At 68.7% G+C, this 21,089-nt stretch carries 18 protein-coding genes and 1 pseudogene; 3 read left to right on the top strand and 16 right to left on the bottom strand.

What is annotated here, in order from left to right; genetic code table 11:
• Positions 1–6: 6 nt before the first annotated feature.
• The 3 genes and pseudogenes from LG380_RS07135 to LG380_RS07125 form a co-directional block, all read right to left on the bottom strand.
• Positions 7–1,428, bottom strand: a pseudogene (locus tag LG380_RS07135) (efflux transporter outer membrane subunit).
• Positions 1,428–3,380, bottom strand: a complete 1,953-nt coding sequence (locus LG380_RS07130; protein WP_225764232.1) for a MacB family efflux pump subunit — start codon at positions 3,378–3,380, stop codon at positions 1,428–1,430. Before LG380_RS07130 ends, LG380_RS07135 begins: the two are co-directional and overlap by 1 nt.
• Complete coding sequence (locus LG380_RS07125) at positions 3,377–4,729, bottom strand: efflux RND transporter periplasmic adaptor subunit (protein WP_225764231.1); 1,353 nt, start codon at positions 4,727–4,729, stop codon at positions 3,377–3,379. Before LG380_RS07125 ends, LG380_RS07130 begins: the two co-directional genes overlap by 4 nt.
• A 223-nt stretch (positions 4,730–4,952) precedes the next feature.
• Between LG380_RS07125 and LG380_RS07120 the strand changes: the two genes are divergently transcribed.
• From LG380_RS07120 to LG380_RS07110, 3 genes are all read left to right on the top strand, one after another.
• Positions 4,953–5,654, top strand: a complete 702-nt coding sequence (locus tag LG380_RS07120; protein WP_225766515.1) for a response regulator — start codon at positions 4,953–4,955, stop codon at positions 5,652–5,654.
• A complete protein-coding gene (locus LG380_RS07115; protein WP_225764228.1) occupies positions 5,651–7,057 on the top strand; it encodes an ATP-binding protein in 1,407 nt (468 codons plus the stop codon). The genes LG380_RS07120 and LG380_RS07115 overlap by 4 nt, the downstream gene beginning before the upstream one ends.
• 167 nt (positions 7,058–7,224) lie before the next feature.
• On the top strand, positions 7,225–10,245 hold the full coding sequence (locus LG380_RS07110) for a ligand-binding sensor domain-containing diguanylate cyclase (RefSeq protein WP_225764226.1): 3,021 nt from the start codon (positions 7,225–7,227) through the stop codon (positions 10,243–10,245).
• 30 nt (positions 10,246–10,275) lie between these two features.
• Here the strand turns inward: LG380_RS07110 and rnt are convergent, their stop codons facing one another.
• The 13 genes from rnt to gspH all read right to left on the bottom strand — a co-directional run bounded on the left by rnt (position 10,276) and on the right by gspH (position 21,087).
• Entirely contained in the window at positions 10,276–10,908 is a 633-nt protein-coding gene (gene rnt / locus LG380_RS07105) for a ribonuclease T (RefSeq protein WP_225764224.1), read from the bottom strand.
• An 81-nt stretch (positions 10,909–10,989) separates the two neighbouring features.
• The gene (phoU, locus tag LG380_RS07100) at positions 10,990–11,712 is read right to left on the bottom strand and encodes a phosphate signaling complex protein PhoU (RefSeq protein WP_225764222.1); all 723 of its coding nucleotides are present in this window, start codon (positions 11,710–11,712) and stop codon (positions 10,990–10,992) included.
• A gap of 124 nt (positions 11,713–11,836) precedes the next feature.
• Positions 11,837–12,667 carry a phosphate ABC transporter ATP-binding protein PstB gene (gene pstB / locus LG380_RS07095; RefSeq protein ID WP_057665758.1) on the bottom strand — a complete coding sequence of 277 codons (831 nt, stop codon included), beginning with the start codon at positions 12,665–12,667 and terminating at the stop codon, positions 11,837–11,839.
• 19 nt (positions 12,668–12,686) lie between these two features.
• The gene (gene pstA / locus LG380_RS07090) at positions 12,687–13,544 is read right to left on the bottom strand and encodes a phosphate ABC transporter permease PstA (RefSeq protein WP_225764220.1); all 858 of its coding nucleotides are present in this window, start codon (positions 13,542–13,544) and stop codon (positions 12,687–12,689) included.
• Positions 13,544–14,509 carry a phosphate ABC transporter permease subunit PstC gene (gene pstC / locus LG380_RS07085; RefSeq protein WP_225764219.1) on the bottom strand — a complete coding sequence of 322 codons (966 nt, stop codon included), beginning with the start codon at positions 14,507–14,509 and terminating at the stop codon, positions 13,544–13,546. Before pstC ends, pstA begins: the two co-directional genes overlap by 1 nt.
• An 81-nt stretch (positions 14,510–14,590) precedes the next feature.
• The gene (pstS, locus tag LG380_RS07080; RefSeq protein ID WP_225764218.1) at positions 14,591–15,658 is read right to left on the bottom strand and encodes a phosphate ABC transporter substrate-binding protein PstS; all 1,068 of its coding nucleotides are present in this window, start codon (positions 15,656–15,658) and stop codon (positions 14,591–14,593) included.
• Positions 15,659–15,897: 239 nt separating this feature from the next.
• A complete protein-coding gene (locus LG380_RS07075) occupies positions 15,898–17,043 on the bottom strand; it encodes a porin (RefSeq protein ID WP_225764217.1) in 1,146 nt (381 codons plus the stop codon).
• Between the two features lie 88 nt (positions 17,044–17,131).
• Positions 17,132–17,653: a type II secretion system protein GspM gene (gene gspM, locus LG380_RS07070; RefSeq protein ID WP_225764216.1), complete on the bottom strand. Its 522-nt coding sequence runs from the start codon at positions 17,651–17,653 to the stop codon at positions 17,132–17,134.
• The gene (gene gspL / locus LG380_RS07065) at positions 17,650–18,726 is read right to left on the bottom strand and encodes a type II secretion system protein GspL (protein ID WP_225764215.1); all 1,077 of its coding nucleotides are present in this window, start codon (positions 18,724–18,726) and stop codon (positions 17,650–17,652) included. Before gspL ends, gspM begins: the two co-directional genes overlap by 4 nt.
• Complete coding sequence (gene gspK / locus LG380_RS07060; RefSeq protein ID WP_225764214.1) at positions 18,689–19,690, bottom strand: type II secretion system minor pseudopilin GspK; 1,002 nt, start codon at positions 19,688–19,690, stop codon at positions 18,689–18,691. Before gspK ends, gspL begins: the two co-directional genes overlap by 38 nt.
• Positions 19,690–20,298, bottom strand: coding sequence for a type II secretion system minor pseudopilin GspJ (gene gspJ / locus LG380_RS07055; RefSeq protein ID WP_225764213.1), 609 nt, complete (start codon positions 20,296–20,298; stop codon positions 19,690–19,692). The genes gspK and gspJ overlap by 1 nt, the downstream gene beginning before the upstream one ends.
• Positions 20,295–20,654 (bottom strand): type II secretion system minor pseudopilin GspI, encoded by a 360-nt coding sequence (gene gspI, locus LG380_RS07050; protein ID WP_225764212.1) that lies wholly within the window; start codon positions 20,652–20,654, stop codon positions 20,295–20,297. Before gspI ends, gspJ begins: the two co-directional genes overlap by 4 nt.
• Positions 20,638–21,087, bottom strand: coding sequence for a type II secretion system minor pseudopilin GspH (gspH, locus tag LG380_RS07045; protein WP_225764210.1), 450 nt, complete (start codon positions 21,085–21,087; stop codon positions 20,638–20,640). The genes gspI and gspH overlap by 17 nt, the downstream gene beginning before the upstream one ends.
• Between the last annotated feature and the right edge of the window lie 2 nt (positions 21,088–21,089).

The raw sequence follows: 21,089 nt of genomic DNA, 5'->3' as shown, positions 1-21,089 counted from the left end.
GGTGGCTCAGTTGGCCGCGCCGCCCAGTGCCTTGACCAGGGTAACGTCGTTGCCGAGCTGGCTGCGACGGGCCTGGGCCAGCGACAGTTCGGCATTGCGCCGGGTCTGTTGCGCGTCCAGCCAGTTGCGCAGGTCGGTGGCGCCGGCACGGTAGCGCACCTCGTACAGGCGCTCGATCTCCACAGCCTCGGCATAGGAACGCTCGGCCGCTGCGACCTGTTCGGCCAGCCGCTGGCGTGCCGACAGTGCGTTGTCCACTTCGGCCAGCGCGGTGTACAGCGTCCTGCGGAAGTCGTTGGCGGCGATCTGCTAGGACAGGTCGGCCGAATCGATGTCCAGCTGCATTTGCCGGAAGCGCAGGAACGGCAGGCTCAGGCCGGCACCCAGCGTGGCCACCGGATTGCTCAGCACGTCACCCAGCGAAGGACTGGAGCTGCCGACCGAGCCGGTCAGGCTGAGGGTGGGGTAGTAGCTGGTGGCGGTGACCTTGATCGAGGCCAGCGCCTGCCGCAGGCGCAGCTCGGCCGCGCGCAGGTCCGGGCGGCGTGCCAGCAATTCGGCCGGCAGGCCTTCGCGCACGTCCGGATGGGTGAAGCCGTCCAGGTTCCTCGGCTCGCTCTCCGCCGGCCACGGCTGGCCGTCGAGCAGCACCGTCAGGGCATTGCGTGCCTCCACGCGCTGCTGTTCCAGCTGCGCCTGGGCGGCACGCTGGCTCTCGACGTTCTGCTGCGCCTGGCGCACTTCCAGCCGCGACACCGCACCCGCATTGAACTGCGACTGCACCAGGGTGGCGGTGCGCTGCAGGCGCTCCAGGTTGGCCTGGCCGGTTTCGATGGCAAGGTTGAGGTAACCCAGCTGCCAGTACAGCTCGGCGGCCTGGCCGACCAGCAGCAGCCGGGTGTTCTGCAGGTCCTGCGCGCTGGCCTGCGCTTCCCACTGCGCGATGTCGCGCTGCGCCCGCAGCTTGCCCCACAGGTCCAGCTCCCAGCCCAGCGACACGCCGGCGCTGTTGTTGCGGGACCAGTCGTCGCTGCCGTCCAGGTCGCGGCTGGCGCTGGTGCTGACCGAGCCCGAAGCCTGCGGGAACAGGCTGGCCGAGGCCAGCCCGGCCTGCACGCGCGCGCGCTCCAGGCGCAGGCCGGCGCTGGCCAGGTCGGTGTTGACCGCCAGCGTGCGTTCGATCAGGGCATTGAGCCCGGGATCGCCAAAGCCCTGCCACCAGGCATCGCTGGCCGCGTCGGTGGCCGGCGCGGTGACGCCCAGCTCGACGCGCTCGACCGGGGCATTGGCCACCGCGTCGCCACGCCCGAACCGGGCCGGGACGCGCAGGTCGGACACCGACGAGGCGCCGGGAGTGGCGCAGCCGGCGAGGGCGGCCGCCAGTGCGCCGGACAGCAGCAGCGGCCGCAGGATCTTGTAGGAAGTCATCATTCGCGCGCCAGCGCCTCCACGGGGTCGAGTTGCGCCGCGTTGCTTGCGGGCAGGAAACCAAATCCCACGCCGATCAGGGTGGAGCAGGCAAAGGCCGCCACGATCGACGAGGTCGAGAACAACAGGGTGAAGCTGCCGCCGAAGGTCTTGAAACCCCAGCCGATCAGCAGCGCCAGCAGGATGCCGAGGATGCCGCCGAGCAGGCACACCAGCACCGCCTCGATCAGGAACTGCTGGCGGATGTCGCTCTGGCGGGCGCCGACGGCCATGCGCACGCCGATCTCGCGGGTACGCTCGGTCACCGACACCAGCATGATGTTCATCACGCCGATGCCGCCGACGATCAGCGCGATCGCCGCGATCGCACCGATCAGCAGGGTCATGGTCTTGCTGGTCGACTCGATGGTCTCGCGGATCTCGGCGGTGTTGTTGAGGAAGAAGTCCTCGGTGCCGTGGCGCATCAGCAGCAGCTTGGTGATGGCCGACTGCGCAGCCGGCATCGGGGTGTCGTCCTTGACGCGCACGGTGATCGAGCTGACGTAGTTCTGGCCGAGCATGCGTGCCATCACCGTGGTGTGCGGGGCCCACACGGTGAGATTGGTGTTGCCACCCATGCCCATCGACTGGCGCTTGGCCACGCCGATCACGCGCACCGGGACATTGCCCAGCAGCACGATCTGGCCCAGCGGATCATCGCTGCCGAACAGCTGCATCCTCGTGTTCTCGTCGATCACCGCGACCTGGGCCAGCGACCTGACTTCGTCGGCGTTGAACAGCCTGCCGGACACGATGTTGACGCCCTTGACCCGGAAGAACTGCTCGCCCACACCGGTGACCTGGGCGTTGGCGGCCTTGTTGCCCAGGCGCGCGGTGACCGAGGACGACACCGACGGCGTGGCGCTGTCGACGTAACTCTGCTGCGACAGCGCGTCCACGTCCGAGGCCTTGAGCGTGCGCACGCGGCCAGAGCGCATGTCGCCGAAGCCGCGGCCGGGGTAGACGTCGATGGTGTTGGTGCCCAGCGCGGAGATGTTCTCCATGATCTGCGCCTGCGAGCCGTTGCCCATCGCCACCACCGACACCACCGAGGCGATGCCGATGATGATGCCGAGCATGGTCAGGAAGGTACGCAGGCGGTGGGCGTTCATCGCCAGCAGGGCCATGCGGAACGCCTCGGTGAAACGGTCGCGTGCGGCCTGGAAGCGGCTGCCAGGGCGATTGGCCGGGGCCGCGGCGCGCGTGGCGCGATGGCTCGGTGCCGATTGGTTGCGGCGGTCGGCGATGATCTCGCCGTCGCGGATCTCGATGATGCGCTGGGCGTGCTCGGCCACCTGCATGTCGTGGGTGACCAGGATGATGGTGTGGCCCTCGGCATGCAGCTCGCCGAGGATCTTCATCACTTCCTCGCCCGAGTGCGTGTCCAGCGCGCCGGTGGGCTCGTCGGCCAGGATCACCTCGCCGCCGTTCATCAGCGCACGCGCGATCGACACGCGCTGCTGCTGGCCGCCGGACAGCTGCCCGGGCTTGTGGCCCATGCGCTCGGACAGGCCCAGCCGCGCCAGCAGTTGCTCGGCGCGGGCATTGCGCGCCTCGGCCGGCACGCCGGCATATACCGCTGGCACCTCGACGTTGCCGCGCGCATCCAGGTCACCCAGCAGGTGGTAGCGCTGGAAGATGAAGCCGAAGTGCTCGCGGCGCAGTTCGGCCAGCTCGTCGGGCAGCATCTTCCCGGTCTCGCGGCCGGCCACCTGGTAGCTGCCGCGGGTCGGGCGGTCCAGGCAGCCGAGGATGTTCATCAGCGTCGACTTGCCCGAACCGGACTGGCCGACGATGGCGACCATCTCGCCGGCCTCGATGTCCAGGTTGATGTCCTTGAGCACGGCGATGGTTTCATCGCCGGCCGGGAACTCGCGGCGCAGGTCGCGCACGCGCAGCAGGGGCGTACTCATCGACGCGGCCCACCCATCATCATCGGGTTGCGGTTGTTGCCGCCGCGGGCTGCGCTCTCGGCGGCGGTCACTTCGCCAACCACGACCTTGTCACCCTCGGCCAGGCCTTCAAGCACCTCGACGTTGGAGCCATTGTTCAGGCCGATCCTGATCCGGCGCGGCTCCGGCTGGCCGTTCTTGCCGAGCACGCGGACCATGTACCAGTTGCCGTCGGCAGCCGGCTTGCCGGCAGCTTCGCCCGGCGCAGCGGCCGGGCGCTGCGGGGCAGCGGCGTCGGCCGGACGCTGGCCGCGTTCGCCACCTGCGCCCGGGCCGGCAGCGCCACGCGGGCCAGGGCCTTCGGCGCCGGCCTTGGGGCCCAGCGCGACGGCCGGGACCAGCAGCACGCCCTTGGCCTCGGCCAGCTGCACCGAGACCTGGGCGGTCATGTCGATGCGCAGGGTGCCGTCGGGGTTTTCCACGTCGAACAGCGCGTTGTAGTAGACCGCTGTGCTGGCGCTGGAGCTGCCGCTGCTGCTGGTCGACTCGGTGGCGATGGAGGCCGGCGCCGGGTTGATCGTGCGCAGGGTGCCGCGGTACTTGCGGTCCGGTTCGCCCAGCGTGGTGAAGTACACCGGCATGCCGGGCTTGATCTTGACCACGTCGGCCTCTGAGATCTCGGCATTGACCGTGACCAGGTCCAGGCGCGCCAGCTTGACGATGGTCGGCGCCGACTGGTTGGCGTTCACCGTGCGGCCTTCCTCGGCCACCACCGCGACCACGGTGCCGTCGATCGGTGCGGTGATGCGGGTGTAGCCCAGGTTGGCGCGGGCGGTGCCCAGCTCGGTCTCGCGCTGCTTGATCTGTGCGTCCAGCGCGCGGATCTGCGCCTGCGAGGTGGCAAGGCGGGCCTGCGCGCTTTCGTACTCGGCGCGCGAGGTGGCTTCCTCGGCCAGCATGGTCTTCTGGCGCTGGAAGGCCAGCTCGGCCTCGCGCAGCGTCGCTTCCTGCACCGCGCGCTGGGCGCGGATGTTCTCCAGCGCGGCCTCGGCGTTGCGCAGGCTGTTTTCCTGGGTGGTCGAGTCGATCTCGGCGATCAGGTCGCCAGCCTTGACCACATCACCCAGCTGCACCTTCAGCGAGGTGATGCGGCCGGACGCCTGCGCACCCACGGTGACCAGCTTGTAGGCATCGATGACGCCGGTGGCGTCCACGGTCTGTTCCAGGTCACCGCGCACCACCGGCGAGGTGGCCACGGTGGGGGCCTCGGGCTTGCGCAGTGCCCACGCGACGATGATCGCGACCAGCACAGCGATGGCGGCGGCAAGCAGCACGCGGCCGCGTCGGGTCCGGGGGAGTGAAGGCTTCACAGTGGGGTTCGACTCATGGATGGCCGCTCGTGCGGCGATGGCAGCCAGTGTGGGCAAGCGGGGGTGCTGGCTCAATGCTCGGTTTGTGTCGCTGTGTATCCGGCCGCGGGCGGGATGTAACGAAATGTATCGGTGGAGGTGGTCGACACAGTGCGATGCCAACCGGAGCGCGCAGGGCGATCGGATACGATGGATCATTCAGGCCATGACGGAATTCCAGACCATGCACCGCCTGCTGGTGGTCGACGATGACATCGACATCCGCTCGCTGCTGGCCGAGCAGCTCGGCCGTGCCGGCTACCAGGTCAGCACGGCCGGCGCTGGCGCCGAGATGCGCCGCGTGCTCGAGCGCGAGCACATCGACCTGATCGTGCTCGACCTCAACCTGCCGCGCGAGGACGGGCTGACCCTGTGCCGCGACCTGCGTGCGCGCTCGTCCACCCCGGTGATCATGCTCACCGCGCGCAGCGAGCCGATCGACCGCGTGCTCGGGCTGGAAATGGGCGCCGACGATTATCTGGCCAAGCCGTTCGAACCGCGCGAGCTGCTGGCCCGCATCCGCAACGTGCTGCGCCGGACCGAGGCGCTGCCGGCCAACCTGGAGCCGCTGTCGATCCGCCGCGCGCGCTTTTCCGACTGGACCTTCGACCTGGAGCATCGCCACCTGGTTGATCCGGACGGTCGCGTGGTGGTGCTGTCCGGCGCCGAGTTCCGCCTGCTGCGGGTGTTCGTGGCCCATGCCAACAAGGTGCTCTCGCGCGAGCAGCTGGTGTCGCTGAGCTCGGGCCGCAACTACGAGGCCCAGGACCGCGCGATCGACCTGCAGGTCAGCCGCCTGCGGCAGAAGCTTGGCGAGGCCGGCAGCCTGGTCAAGACCGTGCGCAACGAAGGCTATGTGTTCGCCACCGCGGTGGGCCTGGAATGAAGCGCCTGCGCCTGTTCCTGTCCTCGATGGCAGGCCGCCTGTTCGTGATCCTGCTGCTCGGCATGAGCGTGGCGGCGATGGGCGCGACCCTGGTGGCCACCGCCAAGCGCCAGCAGGACCTCGACCGACAGATCCTGGTGCGCCTGGCCGATCGCCTGCAGGGCTATGTGAACCTGCTGGACAACAATCCCGAACTGCGCGAACGCCTGCTGCAGGCCGGCGGCCCGAACGTGCGGCTGGCCCCGGAAGAAGTGCGGGTCGGCACGGCCGACGCGGCGCTGACCGCCGTGCTGGCGCAGCGCAGCGGGCCGGTGTCCAGCGCGCAGGTACATGCGGCCAACTTCCGTGCCTGCGTGCCCCGGCTGCCGGACATCGTGCCGCGCACCGACGAGCAGATGCAGCGTCGCCGCATGCGCCAGCGTGATCCCGCGTTCGCGCCGCCGGGTTGCCGGCTGGTCGAGCTGCGCCTGGGCGACGGCACCCCGTTGCGGCTGGTGATGGAGACCCCGGCGGTGGCGCGCGATTCGGCGCAGGCCTTCGATCCGCTGTTCCTGTCGCTGCTGGGCCTGGCCATCGCAGTGCTGGCCTACGTGGTCGCGCGCATGGCCAGTGCGCCGCTGCAGCGCCTGGCCTCGGCCGCCGCCCAGCTGGGCCAGGACCTGCAGCGCGACCCGCTGCCGGTCAGCGGCCCGCTGGAGGTGCGTCGCGCGGCCGAGGCCTTCAATGCCATGCAGAAGCGCTTGCAGCGCCATCTTGGCGAGCGCACGCAGATGCTGGCCGCCATCACCCATGACCTGCAGACGCCCGTCACTCGGCTGCGCCTGCGCCTTGAAAACGTGGCCGACGAGGCGCTGCGCGAGCGGCTGATCGCTGACCTGGCCGCGATGCAGGCGCTGATCCGCGAAGGCCTGGAGCTTGCCCGCAGCTCCGAGAGCGCCGAGAAGCCGGCGCCGCTGGACCTGGATTCGCTGCTGGAAAGCATCGTCGAGGACGCGGCCGAGTCCGGCGCCGAGGTGGAGTTCGAACAGGGCTGCGGCGAGGTGCTGCTGCTGCGCCCGCTGGCCATGCACCGGTTGTTCTCCAACCTGGTCGACAACGCCGTGCAGTACGGGCACAGCGCCCGGGTTTCGGCGCAAAGCCATGGCGGAACGGTGGTGGTGCGCATCCGCGACCGCGGCCCGGGCCTGGCGCCGGACGAACTGGAAGCGGTGTTCGATCCGTTCCTGCGGCTGGAAACCTCGCGCTCGCGGGAGACCGGCGGGGCCGGGTTGGGCCTGACCATCGCCCGTGCCCTCGCCGAGAAGGATGGTGCGCGGCTGTGGCTGGAGAACCATCCCGAAGGCGGACTGGTAGCGGTGGTCGAGTGGTCGCAGCCACCGCGGGCTGGCGGTAACCGCGGCTGACCCCGCGGCGGCGCGGTTTACACCGGCCGCCGGGTTTTTCCCTATCATCCGCCGATCTTCCGGATCACTGTCCCAATGAGCCAGCCCGTTCGTGCCGGTGCGCCATTCGCGAGCCGGCAGTGTTTCCGTACCGGATCCGGTGCTGGCCGTTGCATGCATCACCACCCATGAATTCCGGAAAGCATGCACCCCGCGCCGGCGCGCCACGCATCGCCCGGCGCTGGCAGTCGCTACTGCGCGGCTTCCTGCTGGCGTGCACGCTGCTGGCCGTGGCACCGCTTGCGGCGCAGGTCCGTCCCCCCTTGCGGGATTACGCAGTGGACGTATGGACCTCACGCAACGGGCTGCCGCACAACTCGTTGCGTGACATAGCCCAGACCCCGGAAGGCCACCTGTGGTTCGCCACCTGGGAGGGACTGGTCCGCTACAACGGCCTGGACTTCACCGTGTTCGACCGCGGCAGCCAGGCCGGGCTGCGCGACAACGGCATTGGCGCGCTGTATGTGGACCGCCAGGGTGCGTTGTGGATCAGCGACTCGCGCGGCAACGTCAGCCGCCGTACCGGCATCGGCCAGTGGCAGCACTGGTCGCCGCGGGACGACATGCCCAAGGTACTGGTGCAGGCCATGCAGATGGACAGCCACGACCGGCTGTGGCTGCTGTACGAGGCCAAGGGCCTGGGCTGCCTGGACCCGGCGGGGCGCCTGCATTTCGAGACCGCGCCGGCTGGCGTACCGATGCCGATGAGCTTCACCAAGATCGCGGTCGATGCCCGGGACCGGGTCTGGATCGGCACGCTCGACGGCCTGGTGCTGCGCGACGTGGATGGCGTGATCAAGCGTGCCCCGGCAGCGTGGGGGCTGGGACAGGGCCTGGTGTGGCCATACCGCGCCCCGGATGGCGTGATCTGGATTGCCGCCGGCCAGCGGCTGTACCGCCTGCGCGGTGATAGGCCGGAGCTGGTCCACCGCCTGCCGGAGCCGGTGCACATCACCGCGATGCTGCAGGACCGTTACGGCGAGCTGTGGCTGGGCACCGAGAACCAGGGCGTGCTGCGCGTTGGCAACCGGGGCGTGGAGCGTTTGCCGGCCAGCCTCAAGCTGCCAGGCGGACGGGTGGTCAGCCTGCGCGAGGACGCCGAGGGCAGCATCTGGGTCGGCGCCAATGGCGGCCTGTACCGGCTGCGCGAAACCCTGTTCACCAGCTATGGGACGCGCGACGGACTCAGCGGTGATTACGTGCGCGCGGTGCTGGAAGACCGCGACCGGCGACTGTGGGTGGGCAGTGCCAGTGGCCTGGACCGGCAGCTGGCCGACGGCCGCTTCGTACCGGTGCCGCTGCGCAACGGTGCCGGCAAGCCGCCCTCGGTACTGAGCCTGGCCCAGGGCCCGGACGGCGATATCTGGGTCGGCACCTTTGCCGACGGCATCTTCCGCCTGGCGCCCGACGGCAGCCTGCGCCATGCCTATGGCAGTGCCGAGGGGCTGCTCGGCGGCAACATCCGCGCCCTGAGCATCGATGCCCGCGGCACGGTCTGGGCCGGCACCCAGCAGGGCGTGAGCTACATCGATGCCAATGGTGCGCATGCGGCAAGCCTGGCCGGCATGCCGGACGGACTGATCACCGCGCTGGCGCACGATCCATCCGGCGCCCTGTGGATCGGCACCATCGAGGGCGTGGCGGTGCTGCGCGGCGACAAGGTGCAGCGTATCGACCTGGAACCGCTGGGCGGGGGACGGAGCGTGTTCGGCTTCCAGCAGGTCGGCCCTGCGATGTGGATCAGCAGCGATCGCGGGCTGTACCGCTGGCGGGACGGCCAGCTGGCGCGCGTGGGCCTGGAGCAGGGCATGCCGGTGGACACGGTATTCCAGCTGGTGCCCGACCAGCTGGGTAGCGTGTGGATCAGCAGCAACCGTGGCGTGCTGCGTACCGACATGGCGGCGCTCAACGAGGTCGCCGACGGCCGCGCCGGGCGCATCAGCGTCGAGCGTTACAGCGAGATCGACGGCATGGCCAACTCGCAGGCCAACGGAAGTTCCGGGCCGTCGGCGCTGCTGCGGGCCGATGGCAGCTTCTGGGTGGTGACCGCGGGCGGCTTGAGCACGGTCGATCCGCAGCGGCGCGAACGCTTCCGCGACCGCATGGCACCGCCGGCGGTGATCGAAACCGTGCGCGTGGACGGCCAGCTGGAGGCGTGGAATGGCCGCGAGGCGACCTCGATCCCCGGCGGAACGCGGCTGGCAGTGAGCTACGTCGGCCTGAGTTACCTGATGTCCGATCGCATCCGTTACCGCACCCGGCTCGAGGGCCTGGACCAGGGCTGGGTCGAACGCGGCAACCAGCGTGCGGTCGAATACATCGGCCTGCCGCCGGGCGACTACACCCTGCACGTGGCCGCGGCCCATCCGGGCGGTGACTGGGGACGGCAGGTCGCCGCCTGGCACTTCACCGTGCAGCCGTTCTGGTGGCAGCGCACCAGCGTGCAGGTGCTGGCCGGGGTGCTGTTGCTGGTCGGCGGGGTGGCGCTGTACCGTTTCCGGCTGCATCGCTACCGCGTCAGCAACCTGCGCCTGGCCCGGCGCGTGGAAGAGGCGACCGCCGACCTGCAGGCCCAGACCCTGCACCTGCAGTCACTGAACCTGGAAAAGACCGAGCTGGCCGAGCGCCTGGCGCGGCAGGCCGAGGCGTTCGAGCGGCAGGCGCGCGAGGATGCATTGACCGGCCTGGCCAACCGTCGTGCGTTCGACGAGGTGCTGGGGCGCGATTTCGCCCGTGCCCGGCGCAGCGGCCACCCGCTGTGCCTGGTGGTGCTGGACATCGATCATTTCAAGCACGTCAACGACCGCTACAGCCACAGCGTCGGCGATGCCGTGCTGGCCGAGGTGGCGCTGCTGCTGGATTCGGCCTGCCGCGATTCGGACATGTCCGCGCGCACCGGCGGCGAGGAATTCGCGCTGCTGCTCAACGACACGCGGATCGCCGAAGCGGAGAAGATCTGCGAGCGGCTGCGCACGCTGTTCCATGCGCACGGCGACTGGGGCGGCGTGGCGGGGCTCCGGGTGACCTTCAGTGCCGGCCTGGTCGAGCTGGGCGAGGGCGACCGATCGCCGTCGATGCTCTACCAGCGGGCCGACCGTGCGCTTTACCAGGCCAAGCGCGGTGGCCGCGACCGCATCTGTACCGACTGAGCCGGACAAGTGCGGCCTGGCAGCCCGGTCTCAGCGCGGCCAGGCGTTGGCGATCTTGCAGAACAGTTTCGCGGTCTGCTCGGTGTCGTAGACCGCGCTGTGCGCTTCCTCGGCGTCCCACTCGAAGCCGGCGGCCTGCACGGCACGGGCGAGCACGGTCTGGCCATAGGCGATGCCGGCCAGGGTCACCGTGTCGAACACGCTGAAGGGATGGAACGGATTGCGCTTGTGGTCGACTCGCGCCACGGTGGCGTTGAGGAAGCTCAGGTCGAAATGCGCGTTGTGCCCGACCAGGATCGCGCGCTGGCAGCCGTACTTCTTCATCGCCGCACGCACCGGGGTGAAGATGTGGTCCAGCGCCTCGCGCTCGGGCTTGGCCAGCCGGAACGGGTGGTCGAGGATGATGCCGGTCACTTCCAGCGAGCGCGGGTCGATCTCGGTGCCCGGCGCCGGGATGACATGCGCGCTGGCGGTCTGGCCCGGGAACAGGATGCCGTTCTCGTCCATCTCGATCGGTACCGCGGCAATTTCCAGCAGGGCGTGCCGGTTCCAGTCGAAACCGCCGGTCTCCACGTCCACCACCACCGGCAGGAAGCCACGGAAGCGCCGCGACATCGGGATCACATCAGCCGCCAACGGCGGGGTTTCACTGGTTTCGGACATCCGGCAAGGTTACCAGAGCGCTCCGTGGAGGGCCCGATGACCTGAAGCCTGGCGGCCCAGGGATGGTGGGGACGTGCCGGGTCAGTTGGTTCCGGCCGCGCTGGTTCCGTCCCTTTTTTCGCGGGGCGGCAGCGGCTGGTCGCCGTGGACCAGGAACCACACGTTCTCGGCGATGTTGGTGGCGTGGTCGCCAACCCGTTCCAGGTTCTTGGCCATGAACAGCAGGTGGGTGCAGGAGGTGATGTTGCGCGGGTCTTCCATCATGTAGGTCAACAGCTCGCGGAACAGCGCGGTATACAGCGCATCGAGCCGGGCATCGTCCTCGCGCATGGCCATGGCCGCCTGCACATCGCGCTTTTCGTAGGCATCAATGGCGCGCAGCACCTGGCTGGCGGCCAGCTTGCCGACCGCGCGCAGCCCCTGGATCTGCGGCGGGGTCGGCTGGTTGGCCGGCGGCATCTGCGCCAGCACCCGCGAGCGCTTGGCCACATTGGCCGCGTGGTCGCCAATCCGCTCCAGCTCGGCAGGCACCCGCACGCCGACCAGGATCTCGCGCAGGTCACGCGCCAGCGGGCCGCGCAGCGCCAGCCGCATCACGTCATGGGCAATGGACTGCTCCAGGGCATCGATCTCGACATCATTGGCGATGATCCGTTCGGCTGCGAGCGGGTCGAAACGTTCGATCACATCCAGTGCCGATTCCAGCTGGGCTACGGCCATCCGGCCCATGCGGGTGATTTCCTGGGTCAGGCGTTGCAGTTCTTCGTCGTAGCTCTTGACGATGTGCTCGTTGGGCATGGTCATGTGTCCGGTGGAGGGTGGGGCGGCAATGCGCCCGTGTCTGGTGCAGCAGGGCGGCAACGGTGTGTCTGTGCCGGCCTGGCAATGCCGCGGGGATGGCTGCACGGCTGGCGTGCAGCCAGGCAGCTCAGCCGAAGCGGCCGGTGATGTAATCCTCGGTCTGCTGCTTGCTGGGCTGGGAGAAGATCACCTCGGTGCGGTCATGCTCGATCAGGTCGCCCAGGTACATGAAGGCGGTGTAATCGGACACGCGCGCGGCCTGCTGCATGTTGTGGGTGACGATCAGGATGGTGTAATCGCTCTTGAGTTCTTCCACCAGCTGTTCGATGCGGCTGGTGGAGATCGGGTCCAGCGCCGAGGTGGGCTCGTCCAGCAGCAGCACCTCCGGGCGCAGGGCCACCGCACGGGCGATGCACAGGCGCTGCTGCTGGCCGCCGGACAGCCCCAGCGCGCTCTGGCCCAGCTTGTCCTTGACCTCGTCCCACAGCGCGCCCTGGCGCAGCGCCTGTTCGACCCGGTCGGCCATCTCGGCCTTGGACAGCTTCTCGTGGTGGCGGATGCCGTAGGCGACGTTCTCGAAGATGGTCATCGGGAACGGCACCGGCTTCTGGAACACCATGCCGACCTTGGAGCGCAGGCGGCTCATCGGGTACTTGGGCGCCAGGATGTTCTCCCCGTCCAGCAGCACCTCGCCCTTGGCTTCCAGCTTCGGATACAGGTTGTAGATGCGGTTGAAGATGCGCAGCAGGGTCGACTTGCCGCAGCCGGACGGGCCGATCAGCGCGGTGACGCGCTTTTCCGGCACATCCAGGTTGATGTTCTTCAGCGCATGGAAGCCGTTGTAGTAGAAGTTCAGGTTGCGCGCAGCCAGCTTGACCGGTGCATCCGGCAGCACGATGCCGTTGTGGCTGGGCACGTTGATGCGCTGCATCGGCACGCTGTGGGAAGTGTTGTTCATGGTCGGCTCGGCGGAAAGATCAGTCATGGGAGATGCGGTTGCGCAGCAACAGGCCACGGGCGGTCAGGCTGACCAGCAGCACGAACAGGGTCAGCACCAAGGCGCCGGCCCAGGCCAGCACCTGCCACGATTCGTAGGGGCTGCCGGCGAACTGGTTCATCACCACCGGCACCGAGGCCATCGGCGCGAACACGTCGCTGTTCCAGTACTGGTTGCCGAAGGCGGTGAACAGCAGTGGTGCGGTCTCGCCGGAAATGCGCGCCAGCGCAAGCAGGATGCCGGTGACGATGCCGGCCGCGGCGCTGCGATAGAGCACCTGCACGATCACCTTCCACTGCGGGATCCCCAGTGACAGCGCCGCTTCGCGCATCTGCGAAGGCACCAGGCGCAGCATCTCGTCGGTGGTGCGGATCACCACCGGCAGCACGATGAAGGCCAGTGCCAGCGCACCGGCAAAGGCGGAAAAACGCCCGCCGGTCTGCATCACGTAAAGGGTGTAGACGAACAGGCCCAGCACGATCGACGGTGCCGAGAGCAGGATGTCATTGACAAAGCGCACCACCGTGCCGGCCTTGCGCGCATTGCCGTACTCGGCCAGCCAGGTACCGGCCAGCACGCCCAGCGGGGTACCGATGGCGATGGCCAGCGCGCACATCACTGCCGAGCCGAAGAAGGCATTGGCCAGGCCGCCTTCCTGCATCGGGGCCGGGGTCATCTGGGTGAACAGTGCCCAGTTGATGCCGGGCAGGCCACGGCTGATCAGGGTCCACAGGATCCAGCCCAGGAAGAACAGGCCGAACAGGGCCGTGGCACAGCCCAGGCCGATGGCCAGCACATTGGCCAGGCGGCGGCGCAGGTATAGCGAGGACGTGGACATCAGTTGCCCTCCTTGCGGGACAGGCGCATCAGCATCAGGCGGGCGATGGCCAGCACCACGAAGGTGACGATGAACAGGACAAAGCCCAGCAGCAGCAGGGCCGAGCGGTAGGTTTCGGTGGCTTCGCCAAAGTCATTGGCAATCAGCGCGGCGATGGTGGTGCCCGGCTCCAGCAGCGAGGGCGTCAGGCGTACCGAGTTGCCGATCACGAAGGCCACCGCCATGGTCTCGCCCAGGGCGCGGCCCAGGCCAAGGAAGATGCCGCCGATCACCGCCGAGCGGGTGTAGGGCAGCACGATGTCCCAGGTCACTTCCCAGCGGGTGGAGCCCAGCGCATAGGCCGATTCCTTCAGCCGGGTCGGCACGGTCAGGAACACCTCGCGCATCACCGAGGAAATGAACGGGATCACCATGATCGCCAGCACGAAACCGGCGGTGAGCATGCCGATGCCCAGCGGCGGGCCCTGGAACAGCACGCCGACCAGCGGCAGCGTGCCGAGGTGGTCATTGAGCAGCGGGGTGACGTACTCGGTCATCACCGGCACCAGCACGAACAGGCCCCACATGCCGTAGATGATCGACGGGATGCCGGCCAGCAGTTCCACCGCGGTGCCGACCGGGCCGCGCAGCCAGCGCGGCGCCACTTCGGTCAGGAAGAAGGCAATGCCGAAGGACACCGGCACCGCGATCAGCATCGCGATCACGGCAGTGACCAGGGTGCCGTAGATCGGTGCCAGTGCGCCGAACCGGTTCTCGACCGGATTCCAGTCGGCCGAGGTGAAAAAGCTCAGGCCCTGGCTGGCCAGCGCATGGCGCCCGCCCCAGAGCATGGACAGTGCCGCACAGACCAGCGCCACCAGGACCAGACCCACGGTGGTCATCAGGATCGCGCGGAAAATGCGGTCATTGCGCGCATCGCGCCGTTCGTTTGGCGACGGTGCAGCGGTAGAAGAGGGGGATGTCATCGGTCACTAAAGCCGGTAGTGGAGCACTGTGCGGACAGGCCGCAAGGACGGTGCCCGCGTCAGACGCGGGCACCGGCGCTGTTACTTGCTGAACTCTGCCGCCCAGTAGGCTTCGATCTGGGTGACCAGTTCGGCCGGCAGCGGCACGTAGTGCAGCTCGTTGGCCTGTGCCTGACCGTTGTGGAAGGCCCACTTGAAGAAATCCAGTGCGGCCTGGTTGCGCGCCGGATCCTTGGGCTGCTTGCTCATCAGCATGAAGTTGGTGGCGGTGATCGGCCAGGAATTGGCACCAGCCGCATTGGTGATGACCAGGTTGAAGTCGGCCGCATTGGCCCAGTCGGCATTGGCCGCGGCGGCGGCGAAGGTCTCGGCGCTGGGCTGGACCCAGTTGCCATCGGCATTGCGCATGGAGGCATACGGCATCGCGTTCTGGGTGGCATAGGCCAGTTCGACATAGCCGATCGCGCCCTTGATCTGCTTCACGTACGAGGCCACGCCCTCGTTGCCCTTGCCGCCGACACCGGCCGGCCACTGCACCGAAGTGCCTTCGCCGACGCTGTCCTTCCAGCCGCTGCTGACCTTGGACAGGTAGTTGGTGAAATTGAAGGTGGTGCCCGAACCGTCGGAGCGGTGGACCAGGGTGATCTTCTCGGCCGGCAGGGACAGTTCCGGGTTCAGTGCGGCGATGGCCGCATCGTTCCACAACGTGACCTTGCCCAGGTAGATGTCAGCCAGCAGTTCGCCGCTCAGGCGCAGCTGGCCCGGGGCCATGCCTTCCAGGTTGACCACCGGAACCACGCCGCCGATGGCCGACGGGAACTGGCCCAGGTTGGCCGCGGCCAGCTCATCGCTGGGCAGCGGCTTGTCGGAGGAGCCGAAGTCCACCGTGCCGGCCTTGATCTGGGCGATGCCGCCGCCCGAACCGATGGACTGGTAGTTGATCTTGGCACCGGTGGCGGCGTTGTAATCGGCCGACCACTTGGAGACCAGCGGGAAGATGAAGGAAGCGCCGGCACCGGATACTTCGGTGCTGATGCGCTCGCTGCTGCCTGCCTGTTCGCCTTGCGGTGGTTGTGAGCCGCCACAGGCCGACAGGCCCAGGGCAATGGCCAGGGAAAGGGCAGCAAGGCCGGTGGTGCGCAATTTCATGGTGGTCTCCATAGACACAACGATGGGGTTCAAGCAGGTTGCGACTATGGAATGATGTTTTTGTTACACGTGTATGACGGGCGAAGGAGAAATTGTCATACGCGGTGTCCTGGCAGCCAGACACAGGGGCCGGGGGCTGTACACCGGGTCTGCTGCTGGCTGCGGTTTGTGCGCCGGACAAGTAAAACGCCGCCGTGTGACACTACGGCGGCGTTCGGGTGACAGCGCGATGACGTCCCTTACCAGTACAGCTGAATGCGCGCCTCGAGGATGTCCGGATCATCGGAAAGCGTGCTGCCGGTGGCGGCATCGAAGCGCTCACTGCGCAGTTTGACCCAGTTCAGGGCGAATTTTGAATGGGCGCCGTACCAGTAATTCACGCCCAGGGTCAGGGCCTGCTGCTTGCCGCCGGCCACCGTACCGTCATCCAGGTCCAGCTGGTCGTAACGGGCACCGAGCTGCCACAGCCCGCCGGCCAGCGAGCCGGCCTTGGGCGGGGAGGGAACCCCGCCGCTGTAGCTCCAGGCGTGGCCGCCGAGGTTGTAGACCGCGCTTGCGTAGCCACCGTGGCTGTCCAAATCGGCGCCGGCCTGGCGTTTGCCGGTGGCAGTGAAGTATTCGCCCTGCAGCTTCCACGGCCCGGCCAGCCACAGCGCCTCCACCCCGGTGGTGGCCAGGCGGTCGGTGCCGGGCAGGCGGCCGGTGTCGATCAGGCGCACATCAGCCAGGTCGGCATTGGGGCGGGCACGTAGCCGTAGGGTGTCGGCCGGCAGGTCATGGCGGGCATGGTTGATGCCCAGGTGCACGGTGTTGCCGGCGCCGGCATGCGGCAGCCACCAGCCGCGTAGTGCCTGGCCATTGCCTTCAGCCAGGCCGTTGGTCAGCTCATCGCCGAACACACTGGCGCTGATGCCCCAGCGCTGGCCGCCCAGCTCGTAGCCCAGGCCCAGCCGCCGGCCGATCGCGTAGGTCGAGGTGGCCGTGGCCTTGGCGATGAAATCGTTGGCGCCGGTGCTGCTGAGCTCTTCCAGCGAGTTGGGCTGCTTGAACTGGCCCACGCGCAGGCTGTGCTTGAGGTCAGCGTCCTGCCAGCGCGCACGCACATTGGCATCGAGGAATTTTTCGGCCTTGGCATCCCAGCCCAGGGTCCAGTCCAGCGGGCCGGGGCCATCGCCCTTGAGCACCAGCTCGGCCCGGCGCATGCGCAGGCGGTCATCGCCCAGGTCGCGCTGGTCGGAGGAATACCAGTTGCCATCGGCCTGGAGCAGGCCTTCGAGGCTGAGGTCGGTCTGACCGACGCTGCCGATCTTCACCGCCGCCTGGGTGGCAGGCACGGCGAGCAGACTGGCGACAAATGCCAGGTACAACGGGGTTGTACGGTTCATGGGCGTTCTTGCGGCTGGGGTAGGGCGCAGGTTATGAACGCTAGATTGCAAAAAGATGACGGAATCTGTCGTCAATGACAGGCGAGAGTCATTTTTGTGACGTCGGTGTGGCATGGCTGCCGACTGGCTGGCGCTGCAGCCGCGCCTGCAGTGAACCATTGCCGCGCCACAGCTGCAGCTGGTCGGGCAGTTGCGCGGCAGGCAGTTGCGCCAGCCAGCCGGTCAGTGCCTGCGCCTTGCCAGGGGCGGTTTCCATGCTCAGCCCCTGTCCGGCATCGCTGCTGTGCTGTGCCAGTTGCAGACCGCTGTCGGCCAACGAAGCCTGCCACTGCTGCAGCAGGACCTCCGGTTGCTGGGTGTGTTGCTCCAGCGCCTGCAGGCTGCTGTGCAGTTGCTGCTGTTGCCGGCGGGCCTGGTCAAGCTGCTGCTGGCCCTGGGTCTGCCAACGCAGCAGCGGGGCCAGCAGGCCGTACCAGGCCACAAAGCCGCTGATCGCCAGCAGCATCGTCAACAGCATGGCCTGTTCACGCCGGGCGCGCTGCTGCCACCAGCCCTGCAGGCGGGAAAGGCCAGCGCTGCGCTGCTGGCCGGTTGCACTGGAAAGGTTCATGGCAGCTCCTGGGCAGTGATGATCAGCGTGGTGCTGGTGGCCGGGTCGGCGGACGACTGGGCGGCCAGCCCCTGCTGGCGCAGTTGCGTGTGCAGCTGCGCCAGCGCGGTGGCCGTGGCCGGTTGCAGCTCCAGGATCAAACGGCCATCACCCAGTTGCAGCTGTTCCAGCGCCACGTCCGGGCTGGCCTGCACCGCCTGCAGTCCGGCACGCAGCAACGACCACTGCTGCTGGCGCTGTTCCCGTTGCGCGGCCCGTGCATGCACGCTGGCGATCGGGTCGGGGTTGTCGGCGCCAATGCCCGGATGCTGGCGGGCCAGCGCCAGGCTCTGCTGCTGGGTCTGGCTGGCTTGCCAGCGCAGGCCGGCGCCATGGGCGGCAATGACCAGCGGCAGTGCCAGCACCAGTGCGGCCACGGCGATGCCGAGCCGGCGTCCGGCCAGCGGCACCTGCTGCTGGCCGGGGGCAAAGCGGCCCTGCAGCAAGTTGCTCTCCGGCAGTCGATGCAGGTCCAGCTGTGCGGCCAGTGGCAGCACCGTTGCCGGTGTCTGGGTCAGGCAGCGCTGGATCAGCGCCGGCTCGGCCGTCACCGCCTGCTGCTGGCTGCGCCAGAGCCACAGCCCCTGGTGCTCGGCCAGGACGCCATCAGCGCTGTCGGCATTGACCGGCAACAACAGGCTGTCGGGAATCACCTGTGCCGGGCTGACACCAAGGGCCCGGGCCCGGGCCAGTGCGTCCTCCAGCACCTGCGGGGCGCACAGCATCAGTTGCCAGTGCGTGCCATCGCGCTGGGCTGCTGCGTGCAGGGTCTCGGGCGGGGCAAGCAGGTCATCGGCCAGGGCATTGGCGCCGGCGGTGCGCGCCTGGGCCGGGCTGTGCGCGGGGAGGTCCAGCCAGCGCACCACTACCTGCTCGCCGGAAAGGGCCAGCACCACATGTTCATTGTCCGGCCCGGCCGGCAGGCGCTGGCCAGCCAGCAGCTGGCCGTGCTGGAGCTGGTCATCGGCCAGCCGCCACCAGTGCGCCGGGTGCTGGTCATTGCGGGGTAAAACGAGCAGACAGATCGGTTTCATTGCGGAGCATCCAGCGGCGTGACAACAAACGGGCGTGGTCAGGGGTATCGGTGCTGAGCAGGCTGGTCAGTTCGGCCTGGCTGCCATCGAGCAGCACCTGCACCTGCAGCTCGAACAGCGTGGGTTGCAGCCGGATCTGGCTGGCAAGCCCGGCATCGCCGGCCAGTGACTGCAGCGCAGGGTGGGCCAGGAAGGCGCTGCGCTGGCGCCAGCCACCGGCAGGCCGCTGTGCCAGCCATTGCTGCGCCTCAGGCAGGGACATCGCGCCTTGGCTGAGCATCACCAGCAGCGGCGCCTGGTGCGGGCTGAGGGCATTGACATTGACCGGGGTGGGCGCGTTGTCGGGCAGCGCACACAGCCACGGGCGCAGGCGCTGGTAAAGCGCGGCATCCATGCCGGCCAGCGCCAGCAGCTCGCTGGGATCGTTCAACAGCGCCGCGGCGCTGAGATAGGCCGGTACCTGCAGGCGGTAATAGGCGTCTTCGGCGCCGGCGGCGCTGGCCACGCTGTCGTGGTCAATCCAGTCGACCAGGCTGTCGCTCAAGGCCTGGGCCTGTGACGCTGGCAGCTGCAGCGCCTGCAGCAGTGCCAGCAGCTGTGCCACCCCGGTTTCGGAGCGTTGCCATTGCCCGGGGGCACCGATGACCACCGCATTGAGGTTGAAACAGCTGCTGGCATCGCGCAGCCGGTACTGCAGCTGGCCTTCGGCCAGGACCAGCGGCTGCACGCGTCCATGCCACTGGCCGAGCTGGGCCGGCGGCAGCTGCGCCAGCCGGCCGACCTGGCGGACAGCCAGCTGTTCGGCGCCCAGTGCATGGGCACGGGCCTGCACCAGCGATTGGTTGTTGCGCGCGCGCGCCAGGTCCAGCCCGATCAGGTCCAGCTGGGTGCTGGCCACCAGCGCGATCACCGCCACCAGCAGCAGTACCGTGAGCAGGGCGGCGCCGCGTTGCCGGCTGGCCATCAGCGCCCCTCCGCTGGCAGTGCCAGCACATGCTCGACCACCCCGAAATCGCGGTGGTGATAACGCAGGCGCAGTGCCCGTGGCAGCTGGTCCAGCCCACCCGGCCAGCCGCGGTTCCAGCCGCTGCCGTCGTGGTAGGCCAGTTGCAGCTGCTGCACCTCATCGAGCAGGACCTGCTGTTGCCAGTGGTTGCTGCCATCCAGACGGTCCCGGCTCAGCCGCACCAGCGCCTGTCCCTGCAGCCGGTACTGCACATGCAGCAGCTCTGGCCGTGGCTGGGCAGGGTTGTCCCAGCCGCCGCGGGTGAAGGCAAACAAGGCGCTGCGCCCGGACCAGGCCGCGGCATCGCCATCGGTGGCGCCGGTAAATACGGCGGTGGCCGGCTGGCCGTCGACCTGGCGCACGCTGCGGCGGGTGGCCTGGCCCAGGTCGGCACGCAGCAGGTTGTCCAGCCGCTGCAGCCGGGCCGCGCTGTCGATGCGCTGCTGCACCGCCTGCTGGTTGTCCAGTGACTGGCGCAGCACCAGTACGCCGCTGCTGGCCAGCAGTGCAAACACCGCCAGCGCGACCAGCGCCTCGATCAGGGTAAAACCGCGTTGTGCGCTCATGGCGCGGCCTGCCAGCTGGTCAGTTCGGCCACCTGCTGGCCGCTGTCGGCCAGCACCGCCCAGTGCCAGCCCTGGATGCCGGGCAGCGCGCCCTGTACCGGCCGGCGCTGCCAGTGCCACTGGCGGCCGGCCAGTTCGACCTGGCCCTGGTTGCCCCACTCAGGCGACAGCTCGGCGCTGGCGGCCAGGTTCTGCAGCACGATCAGGGCCAGGGCCTGCTGTTCGCTGTGCTGGGCGCTGCGGGTGCTCTGGCTGCCCAGGTGCAGCAGGGCCACCACTGCCAGTGCCAGCACGGCCACTGCGACCATCAGTTCGAGCAGGCTCAACCCCTGTTGTCTGCTAGCGGGGCTGGACATCGATGCTCCCATCGGCGTGCAGCTGCAGCTGCCAGCGCTGCTGCCCGCTGTGCAGTTCCAGCAGGCCGGGCAGGGTATTGCCTGCCGGGTCCAGGATCAGCTGCAGCTGTTCGCTGGCCTGGCCGGCAAACACCAGGGTGGTCGGCGCCGGCCATGGCTGCGCGGCCAGTGCCGGGTCGCTGCTGGGCTGCCACTGGCCCTGCTGGCGGTGTTCAAAGCGGTAACCATGGCCATCGAGCAGTACCCGCAGGCTCTGGTTGCGCAGCACGGCCTGATCCTGCGCGTGGGCCAGGCGGGCGGCCAGCCGCTGCACCGGCTCGCGCAGCGGATCGGCCGGCGGCACGCTGAGCACCACCGCAGCGCTGGCCAGGGCCAGCAGCACCAGCACCACCAGCAGCTCGATCAGGCTGAAGCCGGCCGCACGCCCTTGCATGG

The organism is Stenotrophomonas sp. Marseille-Q4652, assembly GCF_916618915.1.
In the GTDB taxonomy this organism is placed as follows: domain Bacteria; phylum Pseudomonadota; class Gammaproteobacteria; order Xanthomonadales; family Xanthomonadaceae; genus Stenotrophomonas.
Note: the sequence above shows the minus strand (reverse complement) of the source record. Positions and strands in the feature narration are given on the sequence as shown.

Bases quoted from the DNA above. Each gene is read 5' to 3' on its own strand.
- gspH (WP_225764210.1), bottom strand. From the start codon at position 21,087: ATGCAAGGGCGTGCGGCCGGCTTCAGCCTGATCGAGCTGCTGGTGGTG.
- LG380_RS07075 (WP_225764217.1), bottom strand. From the start codon at position 17,043: ATGAACCGTACAACCCCGTTGTACCTGGCATTTGTCGCCAGTCTGCTC.
- phoU (WP_225764222.1), bottom strand. From the start codon at position 11,712: ATGACCATGCCCAACGAGCACATCGTCAAGAGCTACGACGAAGAACTG.
- LG380_RS07120 (WP_225766515.1), top strand. From the start codon at position 4,953: ATGCACCGCCTGCTGGTGGTCGACGATGACATCGACATCCGCTCGCTG.
- pstA (WP_225764220.1), bottom strand. From the start codon at position 13,544: ATGTCCACGTCCTCGCTATACCTGCGCCGCCGCCTGGCCAATGTGCTG.
- gspJ (WP_225764213.1), bottom strand. From the start codon at position 20,298: ATGAGCGCACAACGCGGTTTTACCCTGATCGAGGCGCTGGTCGCGCTG.
- pstC (WP_225764219.1), bottom strand. From the start codon at position 14,509: ATGACATCCCCCTCTTCTACCGCTGCACCGTCGCCAAACGAACGGCGC.
- rnt (WP_225764224.1), bottom strand. From the start codon at position 10,908: ATGTCCGAAACCAGTGAAACCCCGCCGTTGGCGGCTGATGTGATCCCG.
- gspI (WP_225764212.1), bottom strand. From the start codon at position 20,654: ATGTCCAGCCCCGCTAGCAGACAACAGGGGTTGAGCCTGCTCGAACTG.
- LG380_RS07110 (WP_225764226.1), top strand. From the start codon at position 7,225: ATGAATTCCGGAAAGCATGCACCCCGCGCCGGCGCGCCACGCATCGCC.
- LG380_RS07130 (WP_225764232.1), bottom strand. From the start codon at position 3,380: ATGAGTACGCCCCTGCTGCGCGTGCGCGACCTGCGCCGCGAGTTCCCG.
- pstB (WP_057665758.1), bottom strand. From the start codon at position 12,667: ATGAACAACACTTCCCACAGCGTGCCGATGCAGCGCATCAACGTGCCC.
- gspL (WP_225764215.1), bottom strand. From the start codon at position 18,726: ATGAAACCGATCTGTCTGCTCGTTTTACCCCGCAATGACCAGCACCCG.
- gspK (WP_225764214.1), bottom strand. From the start codon at position 19,690: ATGGCCAGCCGGCAACGCGGCGCCGCCCTGCTCACGGTACTGCTGCTG.
- LG380_RS07115 (WP_225764228.1), top strand. From the start codon at position 5,651: ATGAAGCGCCTGCGCCTGTTCCTGTCCTCGATGGCAGGCCGCCTGTTC.
- pstS (WP_225764218.1), bottom strand. From the start codon at position 15,658: ATGAAATTGCGCACCACCGGCCTTGCTGCCCTTTCCCTGGCCATTGCC.
- gspM (WP_225764216.1), bottom strand. From the start codon at position 17,653: ATGAACCTTTCCAGTGCAACCGGCCAGCAGCGCAGCGCTGGCCTTTCC.